Origin of the sequence: Chitinophaga terrae (ex Kim and Jung 2007) (assembly GCF_900107795.1) — a bacterium.
GTDB classification, from domain to species: Bacteria; Bacteroidota; Bacteroidia; order Chitinophagales; family Chitinophagaceae; genus Chitinophaga; species Chitinophaga terrae.
Map to the genome: position 1 here is coordinate 40,147 of NZ_FNRL01000033.1, position 15,098 is coordinate 55,244.

19 protein-coding genes are annotated in these 15,098 nt (G+C 46.2%); 10 read left to right on the plus strand and 9 right to left on the minus strand.

Going from position 1 to position 15,098, the window contains the following annotated elements; all coding sequences use genetic code 11:
• The first annotated feature begins 1 nt into the window (after position 1).
• Positions 2–793 carry a tetratricopeptide repeat protein gene (locus BLV62_RS24640; protein WP_089765242.1) on the plus strand — a complete coding sequence of 264 codons (792 nt, stop codon included), beginning with the start codon at positions 2–4 and terminating at the stop codon, positions 791–793.
• A 106-nt stretch (positions 794–899) separates the two neighbouring features.
• Here BLV62_RS24640 and BLV62_RS24645 read toward each other — a convergent pair whose 3' ends face one another.
• Positions 900–1,679 (minus strand): helix-turn-helix domain-containing protein, encoded by a 780-nt coding sequence (locus BLV62_RS24645; protein ID WP_089765244.1) that lies wholly within the window; start codon positions 1,677–1,679, stop codon positions 900–902.
• A gap of 75 nt (positions 1,680–1,754) precedes the next feature.
• On the opposite strand from BLV62_RS24645, the gene def reads away from it, so the two are divergent.
• On the plus strand, positions 1,755–2,276 hold the full coding sequence (def, locus tag BLV62_RS24650) for a peptide deformylase (RefSeq protein ID WP_089765246.1): 522 nt from the start codon (positions 1,755–1,757) through the stop codon (positions 2,274–2,276).
• 294 nt (positions 2,277–2,570) lie between these two features.
• Here the strand turns inward: def and BLV62_RS24655 are convergent, their stop codons facing one another.
• Positions 2,571–3,437, minus strand: a complete 867-nt coding sequence (locus BLV62_RS24655) for a helix-turn-helix domain-containing protein (RefSeq protein WP_089765247.1) — start codon at positions 3,435–3,437, stop codon at positions 2,571–2,573.
• Between the two features lie 120 nt (positions 3,438–3,557).
• Between BLV62_RS24655 and ispG the strand changes: the two genes are divergently transcribed.
• From ispG to BLV62_RS24685, 6 genes are all read left to right on the plus strand, one after another.
• Complete coding sequence (gene ispG / locus BLV62_RS24660; protein ID WP_089765306.1) at positions 3,558–5,507, plus strand: (E)-4-hydroxy-3-methylbut-2-enyl-diphosphate synthase; 1,950 nt, start codon at positions 3,558–3,560, stop codon at positions 5,505–5,507.
• Positions 5,508–5,581: 74 nt separating this feature from the next.
• Positions 5,582–5,902 (plus strand): hypothetical protein, encoded by a 321-nt coding sequence (locus tag BLV62_RS24665; protein ID WP_089765249.1) that lies wholly within the window; start codon positions 5,582–5,584, stop codon positions 5,900–5,902.
• Positions 5,903–6,145: 243 nt separating this feature from the next.
• Positions 6,146–7,138, plus strand: a complete 993-nt coding sequence (locus BLV62_RS24670) for a c-type cytochrome (RefSeq protein ID WP_089765251.1) — start codon at positions 6,146–6,148, stop codon at positions 7,136–7,138.
• Positions 7,139–7,140: 2 nt separating this feature from the next.
• Positions 7,141–7,566 (plus strand): DsrE family protein, encoded by a 426-nt coding sequence (locus BLV62_RS24675; RefSeq protein ID WP_089765253.1) that lies wholly within the window; start codon positions 7,141–7,143, stop codon positions 7,564–7,566.
• Between the two features lie 9 nt (positions 7,567–7,575).
• A complete protein-coding gene (locus BLV62_RS24680; protein WP_089765254.1) occupies positions 7,576–8,490 on the plus strand; it encodes a molybdate ABC transporter substrate-binding protein in 915 nt (304 codons plus the stop codon).
• Positions 8,491–8,510: 20 nt separating this feature from the next.
• A complete protein-coding gene (locus BLV62_RS24685; protein WP_089765256.1) occupies positions 8,511–9,404 on the plus strand; it encodes a LysR family transcriptional regulator in 894 nt (297 codons plus the stop codon).
• Here BLV62_RS24685 and BLV62_RS24690 read toward each other — a convergent pair.
• The 7 genes from BLV62_RS24690 to BLV62_RS24720 form a co-directional block, all read right to left on the minus strand.
• Positions 9,373–9,867 carry a GNAT family N-acetyltransferase gene (locus BLV62_RS24690; RefSeq protein ID WP_168927980.1) on the minus strand — a complete coding sequence of 165 codons (495 nt, stop codon included), beginning with the start codon at positions 9,865–9,867 and terminating at the stop codon, positions 9,373–9,375. The genes BLV62_RS24685 and BLV62_RS24690 overlap by 32 nt on opposite strands.
• Positions 9,868–9,919: 52 nt before the next feature.
• Positions 9,920–10,672 carry a metal-dependent hydrolase gene (locus BLV62_RS24695; RefSeq protein WP_089765259.1) on the minus strand — a complete coding sequence of 251 codons (753 nt, stop codon included), beginning with the start codon at positions 10,670–10,672 and terminating at the stop codon, positions 9,920–9,922.
• Positions 10,673–10,793: 121 nt separating this feature from the next.
• Positions 10,794–11,285, minus strand: a complete 492-nt coding sequence (locus tag BLV62_RS24700) for a lipocalin family protein (protein ID WP_089765261.1) — start codon at positions 11,283–11,285, stop codon at positions 10,794–10,796.
• Positions 11,286–11,411: 126 nt separating this feature from the next.
• The gene (locus BLV62_RS24705) at positions 11,412–11,900 is read right to left on the minus strand and encodes a hypothetical protein (protein ID WP_089765263.1); all 489 of its coding nucleotides are present in this window, start codon (positions 11,898–11,900) and stop codon (positions 11,412–11,414) included.
• A 104-nt stretch (positions 11,901–12,004) separates the two neighbouring features.
• Positions 12,005–12,472: a hypothetical protein gene (locus BLV62_RS24710; RefSeq protein WP_089765266.1), complete on the minus strand. Its 468-nt coding sequence runs from the start codon at positions 12,470–12,472 to the stop codon at positions 12,005–12,007.
• Positions 12,463–12,975 (minus strand): RNA polymerase sigma factor, encoded by a 513-nt coding sequence (locus BLV62_RS24715; RefSeq protein ID WP_089765268.1) that lies wholly within the window; start codon positions 12,973–12,975, stop codon positions 12,463–12,465. The genes BLV62_RS24710 and BLV62_RS24715 overlap by 10 nt, the downstream gene beginning before the upstream one ends.
• Positions 12,976–13,030: 55 nt before the next feature.
• On the minus strand, positions 13,031–13,381 hold the full coding sequence (locus BLV62_RS24720) for a hypothetical protein (protein WP_089765270.1): 351 nt from the start codon (positions 13,379–13,381) through the stop codon (positions 13,031–13,033).
• A 120-nt stretch (positions 13,382–13,501) separates the two neighbouring features.
• Between BLV62_RS24720 and BLV62_RS24725 the strand changes: the two genes are divergently transcribed.
• Together BLV62_RS24725 and BLV62_RS24730 are read left to right on the plus strand one after the other, a co-directional pair.
• Positions 13,502–14,509 (plus strand): lipid A deacylase LpxR family protein, encoded by a 1,008-nt coding sequence (locus BLV62_RS24725; protein ID WP_168927979.1) that lies wholly within the window; start codon positions 13,502–13,504, stop codon positions 14,507–14,509.
• Between the two features lie 21 nt (positions 14,510–14,530).
• A complete protein-coding gene (locus BLV62_RS24730) occupies positions 14,531–15,055 on the plus strand; it encodes a hypothetical protein (protein ID WP_089765273.1) in 525 nt (174 codons plus the stop codon).
• Positions 15,056–15,098 lie beyond the last annotated feature (43 nt).

Genomic DNA, 15,098 nt, shown 5'->3' on the forward strand with positions numbered 1-15,098 from the left:
CATGAAGAGCAAGTACCTGAAATATAGTTTTTTGATTATTTCCTTGCTGGGCGCTATGATAGCCAACGCCCAGAGCGGAACAAACGCCCTTATTCGTAAAGGAAACGATCTGTATAAAAAACAACAATATACAGATGCGGAAGCTGCCTATAAAAAGGCCCTTGAAAAAGATGCGAAATCGGCCGTTGGCAGCTATAACCTTGGCAACTCGCTATACCAGCAAAAAAGATACGACGATGCCCGCGCACAGTACGCCAACAGCCTGAAACTGGGCGAACAACCTGCCATGAAATCCAGCGCCGATTACAATATCGGCAACACTTTCATGGAAGCAAAGAAATGGGAAGAAAGTATTAAATCGTACAAGCAGGCCCTCAAATTGAACCCTGCCGATGAAGACGCCCGTTACAACCTGGCCTATGCACAGGCCATGCTGAAAAAACAACAACAAGGCGGCGGCGGAAATAACGACAAGGATAATAAGAAAGATAAAAAAGACCAGAACAAGGATCAGCAAAATAAAGATCAGCAGAACAAGGATAAAGACAATAAGGACAAAGACAATAAAGACCAGAAAGATAAAGACAAACAGAACCAGGATAAAGACCAGCAAAACAAGGATCAACAGGATAAAGACAAAGAAGACCAGCAGAAACCTGCGCCGCAACCAAGTAAACTGAGTAGACAGGAAGCTGAAAGGTTATTGCAGGCGCTCTCACAGGAAGAGAAAAAACTACAGGATAAAGCCAAGAAGCTGAAAGGCCAGCAAGTTCCGGTAGAAAAAGATTGGTAACAGAGGTTGTAAATCAAACGTTGACACAGTGTATTTTACACTCAATATAAGGATCGCCGGACCTCCGGTCCGGCGATCCTGTTTTAATTAATTAACACCAAGGTCTTTAGTTTTTTAGGGACGAAGGAATTGTTCCGGTAAATTTCCTGTAGGCCCTGATAAAATGGGGCTGATCGTAATATCCTGCTTCCATAGCCACTCCCGTCAATTTCTCCTCCTTCCCCATTATCGTATAGGCGTAGAGTATTTTTATGTTGTTGATATACCACTTAGGAGTAACGGAAAGATAAGACCTGAAATTCCTTTCCAGCCATTTATAATTTACATTCAAAAGCGCTCCCAATTCTTCAACCGTTATATCTCCCTTGCGGGATTTGATAAGGCTTACAGCCCGTTTAAGGAGATGGTTCCCGGTAGCTGCCGGTTTCCGGCGCCGGGACAGGAAATCGTCTAGCAGCGCTACCCTCCTGTTCATCCGCCGTTCTTCCATCAATTGCACTCTCAATTGCCGCCATGCGCCGGGCAAGGGCTTAATTCCGGTGTCCAGGTCTTCGAAGAAATCAACAGCATCAGCTTCAAACTTTATCACCAAAAAAGTAGCCGTGGTTTTTAATAATTCCAGGTAGGTATTCTCCCATATTCCCCTACAGATAAACCCATACTGAATATCTGCATACTGGCTGCCGGATAGCCTCACAGGCTCGTCCGACAGCAGGAATACAGCGCAAGGGGCGCCGTCGAGCGCCGCCAGCAGCTTATTCACTCCTTTTGCCGTATACCAGCAATAACATTCCACAGCTGCCTGCAATGCTGCAAGCGGCAAACAACGTTTTACAGTTGCTGCAGAATGGTTGTAAATTAGATGTGTCAGGATATCTACGGGCATAGATTAAAGGTAAAACAGAGTTGTCTAAAATTTACAATTTCCTCCCCTTTTCAACTGTTTACTTTGGGTAAAAAAATGATACTACCAATTGTCGGATATGGCGCCGACGTGCTTCGCAAAGTGGGCGCCCCGGTCGAACGAACAACAGCAGGATTGCAGCAGTTGATCGAGGATATGCGTGCAACATTGATCAATGCAAGAGGGGCCGGGCTGGCTGCGCCCCAGGTAAACCGCTCTTTGCAATTATTCCTGATTGAGACGCCCGACCATACAGGCGTTTTCATCAATCCACGCATCCTTCATTACAGCGCCGACCTGGTTACAGACAGTGAAGGATGTTTAAGCATTCCTGGTATTACCCAACAGGTGAGCAGGTCGAATACAGTACAGGTAACCTGGCAGGACGAGGCCTTTCATGAACATAGTGGAACGTTTCACGGAGAAACTGCAAGAGCCATCCAGCACGAATACGATCACCTGCAGGGAAAATTGTACCTGGACAGGATCTCCGCACTTCAACGACAGCTATTGAAAAACAAATTGCAGTCAGTTTTGAAAAGAAAAGTCAAAGCCCCATATCCCATGGTTTGGGCATAAGAAAGCCGGAATAGGAGTATTCCGGCTATTTTACCTAAACCTACAAACTGTTACTGGTGTAACAATTCTCTTTACCGTTTTAAATATATAGGAAGCAAGCTTCCTTACTAATCCCTGGTCTGGTCGCTATTCGGCTTGCTTCCCGGTTTAAACACACAGTTATTTTTCGTACAGAATTATAGCATTTCATTATGTCTTTTGAAGGAGGAAACGGGTTAGCGCCTTGCAAAAACAATCTGCAAAGATACCGGTAGCCGTTGGCCGCCGTTAGGACAATAAGCCTATTCACTTGTACTATTTGAACATGATGTCCCTGAATTCCTGTGGGGAGATCCCTGTATTATTCCTGAAAAAACGGCTGAAATAGGCAGGGTCTTCAAATCCAAGCTCATAACAGATCTCCTTAATGCTTCGGTGACTGAAAGAAAGTTGCCGCTTCGCTTCCAGTATGATCCTGTCGTGAAGCAGTTCTGTTACAGTTCTTCCGGTAAATTCCTTGGTGATCTCGTTGAGCCTTTTAGGAGTTAATGAAAAAGCCGCCGCGTAATAGGCAACCTGGTGTTCGGTGCGGAACTGCTGCTCAAGCAGCCGGCGGAGCTGCACCACTCTTGCATCGTAAGTTCCCGGAAGCAAATGACCTTCCGAATTGCGTAATTTCTCGCGCTCGGTCAGCAGCAGGAAAGCGCTCAGGTAATGCTTCTTGATGCCGTAACTATGGTCATCCAGGTTGTTCTGTTCCCGCAGGATGAGTTCTACAAGCCCTTTCAGGGATTCGCTGGCTGTGGTGTTCAGGCATATAGGGCTATACCCCTGCCAGGAATCGAACAGGGTAGTAAAATCGAAAAGGGTTTCCCTATCCTGCCGGTTGGTGAAATAGAACTGTTCAGTAAAATAAAGGCTATAGCCCTGGCTTCCCGAATCATCGATCTGGTGTACCTGGCCTGGCCGCAGCAGGAAGATCATATCATCCTGTACTTCGTACCAGACAAAATCTACCATATGCCGGCCTTTACCCCTTATGAACCAAATGATCTGGAAATAATCGTGGCGATGAGGGAGATTGCTGTATTCTCCCTTAAAAGCCTCAAAGGGCGCTACTCCAAATTGACCTTGTTGGGGCAGGTGCTGATAAGGAATATCTATATGTTTGTTAATTAACATAAGAATGTTCAAAAATACAGTATTTATACTGCCTGGCGGGTGCCGTTCGTGGAATTTATTATGATTTAAGACCAGATAGGTTTATTAACTTTGCTTCCGCAGGAAAACAGAAAAAAATCTATGCAACATTATTGCAACTCTCTTACAGAATACAAACGACTGGAAACGCTCGAAGTAAAGGTCGGTGATCTGCTCATTGGAAATAACCATCCTATCAGGATACAAACAATGACCACTACCGACACGATGGATACAGCGGCCACTGTTGCCCAGGCTATCCGTTGCATCGAAGCGGGTGCTGAACTGGTACGTATTACGGCTCCCAGCAAAAAGGAAGCTGAAAACCTGCTAGCAATCAAACAAGCTTTACGCCAGCAGGGGTATCATACCCCGTTGGTAGCAGATATACATTTTACGCCGAATGCCGCAGAAATTGCCGCACGTATAGTAGAAAAGGTGAGGATCAACCCGGGCAATTATGTAGATAAAAAGAAATTTGAGCAGCTGGAATATACAGATAGCGAATACCAGGAAGAAATAGACAGGATACGTGAACGTTTCACCCCACTGGTAAAGATCTGCCAGGAACATGGAACAGCAATGCGTATAGGAACCAACCACGGTTCGTTGAGCGACCGCATTATGAGCCGGTATGGCGATACCCCGATGGGCATGGTAGAAAGCGCAATGGAATTCCTCCGTATTGCAGAAGACCTCCGTTACCGCAATATCGTTCTGAGTATGAAAGCCAGCAACCCACAGGTAATGGTGCAGGCTTACCGCCTGCTGGTACATACCATGCAACAGGAGCTGGGCCACTGCTATCCTTTGCACCTTGGCGTTACGGAAGCCGGCGATGGAGAAGACGGCCGTATTAAATCCGCTATCGGAATAGGTACATTGCTGGAAGACGGGATCGGCGACACCATCCGGGTTTCCCTGACAGAAGATCCTGAATTTGAGCTGCCGGTATGTAAAGACATCGTAAAACGGTATACTAACCGCAACGACCAAACGAAGTTGCAGCCGGTAGAAAACATTTCTTATTCTCCTTTCGAGTATAAACGCCGGGCAACCATTGCGACCGAAAACCTGGGCGACAAACAGGTTCCTGTAGTAGTGGCTGACTACAGCCGGTTTGCCGCGCTGCAACCGGCAGACCTGGCGGCTATTGGTTATAACTACGACGAACCTACGGATAAATGGAATATCGGGGATGCGGCTGCCGATTATATCTTTACAGATACTTTGCCGGCTTTTGCATTACCTGGTACATTAAGAGTGATCACGAAGGCAGATAACTGGAAGACGCTGGCAGATAAGAGCGCCGCCCTTCCACTGTTTGACGCAGCATCTTATAACGCAGCCGGCGAAACAGCAGCTGTCAACTTCGTAAAAGTTGATTGCCTGGCATTGCAGGCGCCGGAAAATGAAGCCTTATTCACCAAACTGGCGGATGCAAAAACAGCGGCCCAAACTGTTCTGGTAGCCGAGGCTACAGGCAGCATGGCTATGGCCGCCATCAGGCGCCTGTTCATTCTCCTGGAAGAAAAACATATTGCTTCGCCTGTTATTGTTCACGGCATCAGCCAACAGGCAACTGCAGACGAACACCTGATACATCATGCCGTAGAAACAGGCGCATTGCTGCTCGACGGCTTCGGCGATGGGCTGTGGCTCACCAACAACCCTGCAACCAAGGAAGATGCAGCCGTGCTTAATAACATCGCATTCGGAATACTACAGGCTACCAGGACGAGGATATCAAAAACTGAATATATCAGTTGTCCTTCCTGCGGCCGTACCCTGTTCGACCTGCAGGAAACCACTGCACGTATCAGGGCCGTAACCCATCACCTGAAAGGCGTGAAGATCGCCATTATGGGCTGTATCGTAAACGGGCCCGGCGAGATGGCGGATGCCGACTTCGGCTATGTAGGCAGCGGAGTAGGAAAAATCACCCTCTACAAAGGAAAAGAGATAGTAAAGAGAGGATTGAACAGCGATGTAGCCGTAGCAGAACTCATCAACCTGATCAGGGAGAATGGCATGTGGGTAGAGAAGAATTAAATATAGCTTAAAAAGCGGGCTGGCAGGTTTAACAAATGAAAAAAATGCTTAATTTTTCATAAAACATATTCATTATGAAAAAGCTACTCACTGGTTTGTTGGCGTTGATCATGGGCGTTAGCGTTACCATGGCTCAAACACCCGACAACTCCAAGAAAGAAACCAAAGCTGCAGCTAAAACTGAAAAGAAAGCCGAAAAAGCTGAAAAGAAAGCAGAGAAGAAAGAAGCCGCTGCTACTGCATCTGCTTCCAAACTGAAGAAAGACGGAACGCCTGACAGAAGGTTCAAAGAAAATAAACAGGCAGCTGCCCCTGCTGGTCCTACCAAGAAAGACGGCACTCCTGATATGCGTTATAAGGCGAACAATAAAAACGCTGGCAAGAAAAAAGCCTGACACCACAATTACCTTATTCTTTCAAAGCACCCGCAACAACGCGGGTGCTTTTTTTTGCCGCTCCTCCATCCTATTCCCCGCTTAATCTAAAAATCGACCACTTTTTTTACTATTCTATTAATTTCAAAATTCGTTCACAACGCTATAGTTATAACCATTTGTTATAGGTGATAGTTATAAGTAATTTGCCTCAAAGGCAATACCCATCTACTTTTGCAACATATCACCAACCTGTAATTCACGATGGAAACCACGAAAATTCAACGTTACAAACGGATCATTTCCGGTGTACTCTGTTGCCTGGTACTTTTGGGATTAGTAACCGGGATTGAAACATTCTTATTGATGATCCCGGATCACCCGCCCAACCAGGGAACCACTGTTGCCGCGGCGGCGCCAGGCGACCCGCTGTGGCAACCGCCGCCAGCCAAAAGCATTCCCGCCGGCCCCAAAGGAGAAAGTATCCTTTACGGCCAGTCGCTGATCCGACAAACCGCTCAATACCTGGGACCTAAAGGAAGCGTTTTAAAGATCAGCAATGGAATGAACTGCCAGAATTGCCACCTCGAAGCCGGCACCAAACCATTTGGCAACAACTACAGCCTGGCTGCTGTTACCTATCCAAAATTCAGGGCCCGCTCCAACAGCGTTGAAACGCTTTACAAAAGGATCAGCGATTGTTTTGAACGAAGCCTGAACGGTAAAGCGCCCGATACGGCCAGCCGCGAAATGATGGCCATCAGGGATTATATAGAATGGGTAGGCAGCGGAGTAACAAAAGGCGAAAAGCCTAAGGGAAGCGGCATCAAATCGCTACCTTTCATGTCTAGGCCCGCCAACCCTGAAAACGGCGCTAAAGTATATCGCCAACAGTGCCAGAGCTGCCATGGGGCACATGGCGAGGGAGTAAAGGATGCAGAAGGCATTGCATTCGTATACCCGCCACTGTGGGGACCTGAAAGTTACAACGATGGAGCAGGACTTTACAGGCTGTCGAAGTTTGCAGGTTATGTAAAATATAACATGCCTTACGGTACCGACTATACGGCCCCGGTGCTGAAAGACGAGGAAGCCTGGGATGTTGCCGCCTTCGTAAACTCACAGCCCCGGCCGCATAAAGACCAGACGGCCGACTGGAAAGATATCAAACAAAAACCTGTCGATTTCCCATTCGGGCCTTATGCCGATAACCTGACAGAAGAACAACATAAATACGGACCTTTTAAAAAGAACTGACCATGAACTTAAAAAAATTTGCACTGCTGTGTATCTGCTGTTTTGTATTTGCCCTGCCACAGGCGATGAGCCAACGTACCTCCAAATACAAAGCTGTATACCAGCTAAACAGTGACGATGACAAGACTATCAGGAATACGCTGCGAAATATCAAGAATGCCCTGGAAGACCCGCGTTTAAAAGGGAAAGTAACTATTGAACTGGTAGCCCATGGCGGCGGTGTTACCGCTTACAAAAAAGACCATCCCTATGAATCGCTGTTGCAGGAGTTGAAAGATAAAGGAGTAATACTGGTAGAATGCGAGAATACCCTCAGGGAAAGGAATATCTCCAAAGAAGAGTTGTTTCCTTTCATCCAGTTCACACCCAGTGGCAACGGAGAACTGATCATCAAACAGGCCGAAGGCTGGGCCTACGTACACCCTTAAACGAAAATCATGAAAAAGATCACAGGAATATTCATCTTCATACTTGCCGCCCTGGCGGTTAACGCGCAGGATCACCGGTTTGATCCGCCCTGGAACGAGCCGCCGGCTGCAGGAGTGCACTTTACAGTTCCGGGAGTAGACAATGCACCCGACCTCTATGGCGATATTATTGATCCGCAGCTGGTTGTTTTCTTTGCCGGCAATCAATTTATGGTCATCGATTCGCTGATCCACGATTTCAAGAAAGCATATCCCCAATACCAGCGTGTATTTGCAGAAACATTGCCTCCCGGCATTCTTGCACAACAGATATTAACCGGCAGCCTGGTAATGGGAAATATGAGGATAGACATCAAACCAGATATCTATACCGCCGGCAAAGGCAGGATAGACCAGTTGAAAGACAGTTTCTCACTAGTAAAGAACTATGCAGGCAACAAACTGGCCATCATGGTACAGAAAGGCAATCCTAAAAAGATCAAAGGATTGACCGACCTGGGCGCTGCCAACGTGCAGGTGAGCATGCCCAACCCCGCCTGGGAAGGCATAGGGAAACGGATAGAAGAAGCTTACATTAAAGCCGGCGGCAACTCCCTGAAACAGGCAATCATGGATACCAAAGTAAAGCAGGGATCTACCTGGCTCACAAAGATCCATCACCGGGAAACGCCTATGCGCATAATGTACAGGCAATCTGATGCCGGCCCCGTATGGTATACAGAAGCGCATTACCAGCTGCTATTGAAGCACCCCGTTGACATTGTGCCGGTGCCGGAGCAGCATAATATTCACGCCTCCTACTGGGCGGGTATCCTGAAAAGCGCTCCGCATCCACAGGCGGCAAAAGACTTCCTGGATTTTATGCTGAGTGAAAGAGGACAGTCTATTTACCGTTACTTTGGTTTTACGGGCCCAGACATCTAGGGATTTTGTATTTTTATTGCATGTTCGATTTCAGACTAAAGGTATTTTATACCGTTGCCAAACGATTAAGCTTCACAAAAGCTGCAGAAGAATTATATATTTCCCAACCCGCTGTAACCAAGCATATACACGAGCTGGAACAGCAACTGGGCATGGCGCTGTTTGAACGGATAGGCAATAAGATAAAACTTACAAGAGCTGGTTTGCTCGTATTGCATCATGCCGAGATCATCTTCACTGATTACCGGAACCTGGAATACGATGTAAACCAGCTAAAACATATGCAGGGCGGTATTTTGCCCATCGGCGCCAGCTCTACGATCGCCCAATACCTGTTACCTCCTGTACTGGCAAAGTTCAACCAACGGTACCCTGATGTAAAAACCTCTCTCATCAACGGCAATACCGAACAGATAGAACAGGCGCTTTTTGAAAAGTCGATACAGCTAGGCATTATTGAAGGCAGTTCCAGGAATCCGCTGCTGAAATATGTTGAGTTTGCGAAAGATGAGATTGTGCTGGTAGGCAATTCAGGGCATACCTATGGCAACGGAGAACCCTTGTCGGCAGCCGATCTGAAGTCTATCCCGCTTTTGATGCGTGAACATGGATCGGGTACCCTGGAGGTAATTACCGAAGAACTGAAAAGACTTAAACTAAAGATAACTGATCTGAATGTTGCCATGTATATGGGAAGTTCCGAGAGCATCAAATCATACCTCCATCACTCGCCCTGTGCGGCCTTTATATCGTTGCAGGCAGTACAACGGGAACTGGAAGCAGGTGAATTCAAGATCATCCCTATAAAGAATTTCAAGCTGGTAAGAAAGCTGCACTTTATTTACCTGCAGGGGTTGCAGGACAAGCTTTGCCAACTGTTCATCAAGTTTGCGCGACAGAACCTGGCAGATTAGTACGCCGGTTTATAAGCTCCCAGTATTGCATTTCTCCATCAATGCCGGTAGCTTTCATTCCCAATGCCGTTAATACCTTAATGGAACCGATGTTGGATAAATGACTTTCGGCAACCAGTTTTTTTACTTCAGGTTGCCCGAAGGCCCATTGCACCAATGCGGTAGCCGCTTCTTTCATGTAACCGTTCCGCTGGTACTGCGGAAGCAGGGAATAACCAATCTCTATCACGCCGTTTTCGTCCGGCCTTCCTTTAAAGCCTACTTCCCCTATTACCATCTTCATCTCTTTATTGACAATGATCCACATCAGCCAGGGAAAAGATCTTGGATCGTGCTGCAGCAGTTCGATGAAATGCGGCAGCATCTCCCGCAGCTCCTGTTGGGGCCAGTTGTCTGGCAACGTTGCAGACAATTTATCTGCCGCATGCGGGTGCCGCAGATAGATCTCTGTCAGCAGTGGCAATCTGCACGGATAAATCAGTAGACGGTTGGTTTGAACAGGTAACATGTAAACACTACCAATTATTTGGCTGAATATGGCTGGTGTCCAGTGTTTCGCCAGGCTTTAGCACATGGATCTCCAATCGTTGAATATCTTCCGTAAGCGCTTTCAGTTTCTCGGGAGTTCCGGTCAGGGATGGCATACTACCATAATGGCAGGGAATTACGTGTTTTACCTTGAGCAATCTTGTAGCAAAAGCCGCTTCCAGTGGCCCCATGGTAAACCTGTCGCCTATCGGCAAAATAGCAATATCAGGTTCGTAAATCTCGCCGATAAGTCCCATATCTCCGAATACGGAAGTATCGCCTGAATAGTAGACAGATACATCGTCGCTCATCCAGATTATAAACCCGTTTGTAGCGTGCGGATACCCGGTTTTGCCACCTGGGAGGTTAATATGGGCGTGATGGCAGGCGTTGGTCATGGTAACCTTTACATCCAGCAATGACACGGTGCCTCCTATATTCATTCGTTCAAACACATGATCAGGTACGCCGGCCATTTCTTCCAGGTATAGCCGGACCATTGGGTTCGCAATAACCTTTGGTGATTTGTTCAGAATAATATCAGCAAGCTTTACGTCCAGGTGATCTCCGTGTCCGTGCGTGATAAGGATAAGGTCTACTCTTTCGGGAACCTTCAACCCCTCAGGCAGCGCGGGATTATTGGTATACCATGGATCTACAAGTATGACGTGGCCCTCGGGAGTGGTGATCTGGAAGCTTGCATGCCCCAGGAACTGAATTTTTGAATGCCGGGTACTCATATTTCTGATGCTAAACGTTTATTCTAAATATACCATTATTCAGGTAAAGGATGCTTTTAAAAATAACAGCCTGACGAACAGAGATCCGTCAGGCTGTTATGAATAATTTGTCCGTGTTCAACTATCTGCGTTGTAATGTGTAGATAATTGCAGCGTTGGTATTTTCGAAATTCACGTTTGCTCTCCAGGTCATGATGCTTCCTGCGCCGGTAACCTGAACTCTGTAACCTTCGGTAACGTTCTTGGCTTTATCGCCGCTGTACAGCTTTTTAAACCCGAACATAGTTACACCGCCTTGTTTGGTTAAAGACCATGCAATTTTTTGAGTTACAGGATTGCAACCGTTTTCAGTTGATGACAATGTATAAGAACCCATTGCATAGTTGTCTGGTAAAACCCATTGACTACCAATAAAGCATTTCGCATCCGCTTCGTCGAATACGGTAACTTTAGCTTTGTCGGGGATTCCTTCATATTTAATATCAGTAAGCACCCAGTTACCTTTTACTGCAGCTTTATTGATATCTTGAGTAACACCTTGTTTAGGAGAGCAGGAAGATGCAATAATGGCTACCAGTGCCAGAAATAGTGCTGCAAAGGAAAGTCTTTTCATTTGAATTGTATTTGTTTGTTTAATTGCCACGTATTCAACATATAGTTAACCTAAAAGGTTCTGTACTACTGCAAAATACCTCGGCAAGTTCAGCATTTACAAGAAACGTACCAAATGAAAATTTCGTTATGGAGCCTGCGAGCCGGCCGACTGGACTTTTATTTTAATTAGTGCATCTTCAAAGCGGGTCGATTGGCGATAGAAATGCCAGGTACTGGCAGCCAATGCCATGATAATGATTACCATTGCTATTAACACACATCTCCACCAGATACTGACAGTCATACGTCTTTTCCAGAATGGTTCAAGTATATAGGTATCTTTAGGGGGCGGAGTATGATAACGTTGGTATCTGCCGGTATTTCCATCCGGTCCGTTATTGTTGGCATCATCGGTTTTAAAACGATTGAGAATGATACTTCCGAGCGCGACGGGCGGCATTTCACCTTCTTCCACCAGCTTATTTTCAATCCTGATCTCAGCAGCGGCAAATTCAACATCGAGTATCGGGTAAACCCGCCTCAACGCAAAAAGCTCTGCATCTTCCTGCGCAGAGGTAAGGCCGAGCAGATAGCGCTCAATGATCCCACTTTCAATATATTCATGAATATTCACTTCACAACTTGCAAAAAGCTGAAAAAGATATAGATATATATTTATATACGTTTAACTGGAGTGCTCCGGATTCTCAACAAGTGAAAATAAGAAAAATAAAATCATCACGAAGCGGTTACCTGCTCCTGTTGGAAAACAGGATGCAGGCTGCTATGGTTTTCCTGTGTTTGTCTGTATTTCAGGTAATAGAAAATGGCGAGGAACAGGAAAACCTTAGACATGATAAAAAAAATAATGAAAAAGATCTTCCACCATTTATGAACAAGAATATGATTCTTGTCCTGGGGGTGAATATTGATAAAAGTATAATTGGAGCCTGGGTCCGGTTCAGTATAGGCATTCCCGTTTTCCCAGCGAACTCGTTGTAACACCCTGTCTTTTAGCTCCATAGGAGGCAAAGGCGACTCATCGAACGCGGCTCTTTCCAGGCGGCGTTCAACAATATCAATTTCTGTATCCAGCTCCGGATACAAACGCCTCATATGCTGCAATTCATACACCTCTTCCTCCGTTGCCAGACCCAGCACATAAGACTCAATGATACCGCTTTCGATGTAAAATTTTAGTTCCAATTGCTTTTCAGATATTGTCTGAAAGATCGCATTGCTTCCTTCAGGGTTTCATTTATTTGCTCGTCCGGCTGCGCCATAATACGAGCTATCGTTGCTACTGATAATCCTTTGAAAAAACTTAGTCGAAAAACCTGTTGCTGATCGGTTGGTAAAAGAAGATAAAACTTCTGCAGGATACCTTCCTCTTGTTTAATCAATTCGGCCCCTGTTAAAGCCGAGTCAGGTATCATTTCCTGTATCGCATATTCGCGGGTTTTCCGCATTAACCAGGTAAATAAAGAATGATGCCCGGAAGTATGGAAAGAACCAATGTGATGAAAGGCCCAATTATATACCCTTACTATTACATCCGCCGCTTTAGTCTCTGTCACAACCAGCTGTAATGCTATGCTGTACAGTGCTCCGGCATACTTGTCATACAACCACTCCTTTGCTGCGGGATCTCCAAGAGCCAACCTTTCAATGAGCAATTGCTCATTAATATGTGCCAAATCTCGCCTCAAAGGATATGATACCGGTTTTGATTGCTAATATAGAAAAATGTGTGGTAACAGCCAATTAAGGGGCCATTTTAAGCAGAAATGGACAAATGGGCTTTATAAGTGCATGCAATAAAGCCAATATTGCTGACCATAAACCGGCTCCAGTTCCCGGGCGGGTATATATGGTTGGGTTCCCTGATGGCACTAAGAAAACCACTCCTGTCATTCTTCCATCTATCCTCGCCACAAATGTATCCGTGCCCGTTAATAACGCAGTTATCCGGTCGCGGTCTTTCAGGTTACCTTCCAGCGTTGCCCAGTTTTCCGGAGTTAAAACCTGCCGGAACTGGCTGTAACTCTCCGATAACAGGGAAATGATATCGGTAATGTTACCGGGGGTAGCCTCATGTAATTGAAGTATATCCATTGACGTTATCTGTTTAACAATTTTATTTTTCACTTGTTGTTGTATACTTATCCCCCCATCACAGGGAGCAGCTTGAAAAAGATGCGTTCAAGATATTTAGATCATCCTGAACATTGGTATATGAAGCGATTACTATCCTGTTTACTTCTTTGCCTTCCGGCGCTTTTCGCTACCGCACAGGTAACACAGGATGCAACGCGCCAACTGCAGATCTTTGAAGACGACGATTATTTCAATATCTGGGGACGGGGAACCGACAGGGCATATAGTAATGGCAGCAGTATCGCTTACCTGTATATGAAAAACAAGCAATCCACTTTTCTCGATAAATGGCTGCTTCACCAGGCGGGGGCCGATGGCATCAATGTATTTGAATGGGACCTGATGCAGATCATGATCACCCCCAATCAAATTGCTGATACTTCTTACCAGCCCAAGGATTTCTATTATGCAGGCGCCTTATTCGCCACCCATGCCCTCAGCTCTTATAATCCTATAAAAAAATATGGTTTCCGGACAGAGATCGTTTTCGGAGTGATGGGCCCCTGGGCGCTTGCCAGGGAAACCCAGACCTTCTTTCATAACCTCATCAACTACCAGCCACCCCGCGGATGGGAAAACCAGGTGCCTAACGCTCCCCTGCTGAACTATAACTTCAGCTTTGAGGTCATGCTCTGGAACCCTGTTAAGGCATTGGAAGTGATCGGAGGGCTTGACGCCAAAGCAGGCACCATGACCACCAGTGCAACCCTGTACTCTTACCTGCGTTATGGCCTGATCAACCCCTACTTCGGAGATATTGATCTTAAAACCGCTACCAGTCGCAGGTTCCAGCTTTATGTAATGGCCAGGCCCCAGGTTTCTGTTATCGCATATAATGCTTTGCTACAGGGAGGTATATTCAGGTCGACCAGCGGAAACTTTGAAGAACTGGCCGGTCAGCAACGTACGCACATGCGGAATTTTACCATAGGGATGGATTACGGGATCGGCATCGTGATCAAAAGAACCACTATCAGCTATACCCAGAAAACCCGGACTGAGTGGATGAGCGGAACAGGAAAACATTCTGTTGGCAACATCACGCTAACTATTCCCATAAGCCGTAAAACCATTCCGGGGAAATAATGTTATTCTAAAAAACAAACCATGATGCATTACCGCTTTTCAGCCATCGTTTTATTGTTCCTCCTGGCATCCTGCGGGGGAAATAACCAGAAGATCAACCAGACCGATACCACTCTTGATGTTTCCGCTACAACCAGCGGACAATTGGATGTAAACCCTTTATCCGGCTACTTTGTGAAGAACACTATCCAGGTGACAGATAGCCTGACGTTCTGGATCGTAGACAACCAGCAGGCTTTCGACAGCCTGTTTGGCGTAGCCAAAACCATGAATAACACCATTACCCAACCTGATTTTGGTACCCAGGTAGTTGTAGCCGCCACCATGCCTCCTTCCTGGTATAATACCCGGATAGAACTGGCGGCAGCAACGCTCGACGACGCCACCAATAACGCCACCATGCGCTTTGCCACCGCATCAGATGCAAACAAGAGCAGTTCCTCCATTACCCCCCTCTGGCTGGGTACTGTACCTAAAAACGGGAAACAGACTTTTAACTTCTATAACGGGGATAAACTGGCGACCAGTATTACAACAATTCAGTAACGAATTTTCACATTTGCCTTTCTGCTTTCTCCTTATCTTCGCT

What these genes read in the sequence shown, in the direction of transcription:
- BLV62_RS24640 (WP_089765242.1), top strand. Translation starts at nt 2, where the DNA reads ATGAAGAGCAAGTACCTGAAATATAGTTTTTTGATTATTTCCTTGCTG.
- BLV62_RS24645 (WP_089765244.1), bottom strand. Translation starts at nt 1,679, where the DNA reads ATGCCCGTAGATATCCTGACACATCTAATTTACAACCATTCTGCAGCA.
- def (WP_089765246.1), top strand. Translation starts at nt 1,755, where the DNA reads ATGATACTACCAATTGTCGGATATGGCGCCGACGTGCTTCGCAAAGTG.
- BLV62_RS24655 (WP_089765247.1), bottom strand. Translation starts at nt 3,437, where the DNA reads ATGTTAATTAACAAACATATAGATATTCCTTATCAGCACCTGCCCCAA.
- ispG (WP_089765306.1), top strand. Translation starts at nt 3,558, where the DNA reads ATGCAACATTATTGCAACTCTCTTACAGAATACAAACGACTGGAAACG.
- BLV62_RS24665 (WP_089765249.1), top strand. Translation starts at nt 5,582, where the DNA reads ATGAAAAAGCTACTCACTGGTTTGTTGGCGTTGATCATGGGCGTTAGC.
- BLV62_RS24670 (WP_089765251.1), top strand. Translation starts at nt 6,146, where the DNA reads ATGGAAACCACGAAAATTCAACGTTACAAACGGATCATTTCCGGTGTA.
- BLV62_RS24675 (WP_089765253.1), top strand. Translation starts at nt 7,141, where the DNA reads ATGAACTTAAAAAAATTTGCACTGCTGTGTATCTGCTGTTTTGTATTT.
- BLV62_RS24680 (WP_089765254.1), top strand. Translation starts at nt 7,576, where the DNA reads ATGAAAAAGATCACAGGAATATTCATCTTCATACTTGCCGCCCTGGCG.
- BLV62_RS24685 (WP_089765256.1), top strand. Translation starts at nt 8,511, where the DNA reads ATGTTCGATTTCAGACTAAAGGTATTTTATACCGTTGCCAAACGATTA.
- BLV62_RS24695 (WP_089765259.1), bottom strand. Translation starts at nt 10,672, where the DNA reads ATGAGTACCCGGCATTCAAAAATTCAGTTCCTGGGGCATGCAAGCTTC.
- BLV62_RS24700 (WP_089765261.1), bottom strand. Translation starts at nt 11,285, where the DNA reads ATGAAAAGACTTTCCTTTGCAGCACTATTTCTGGCACTGGTAGCCATT.
- BLV62_RS24720 (WP_089765270.1), bottom strand. Translation starts at nt 13,381, where the DNA reads ATGGATATACTTCAATTACATGAGGCTACCCCCGGTAACATTACCGAT.
- BLV62_RS24725 (WP_168927979.1), top strand. Translation starts at nt 13,502, where the DNA reads ATGAAGCGATTACTATCCTGTTTACTTCTTTGCCTTCCGGCGCTTTTC.
- BLV62_RS24730 (WP_089765273.1), top strand. Translation starts at nt 14,531, where the DNA reads ATGATGCATTACCGCTTTTCAGCCATCGTTTTATTGTTCCTCCTGGCA.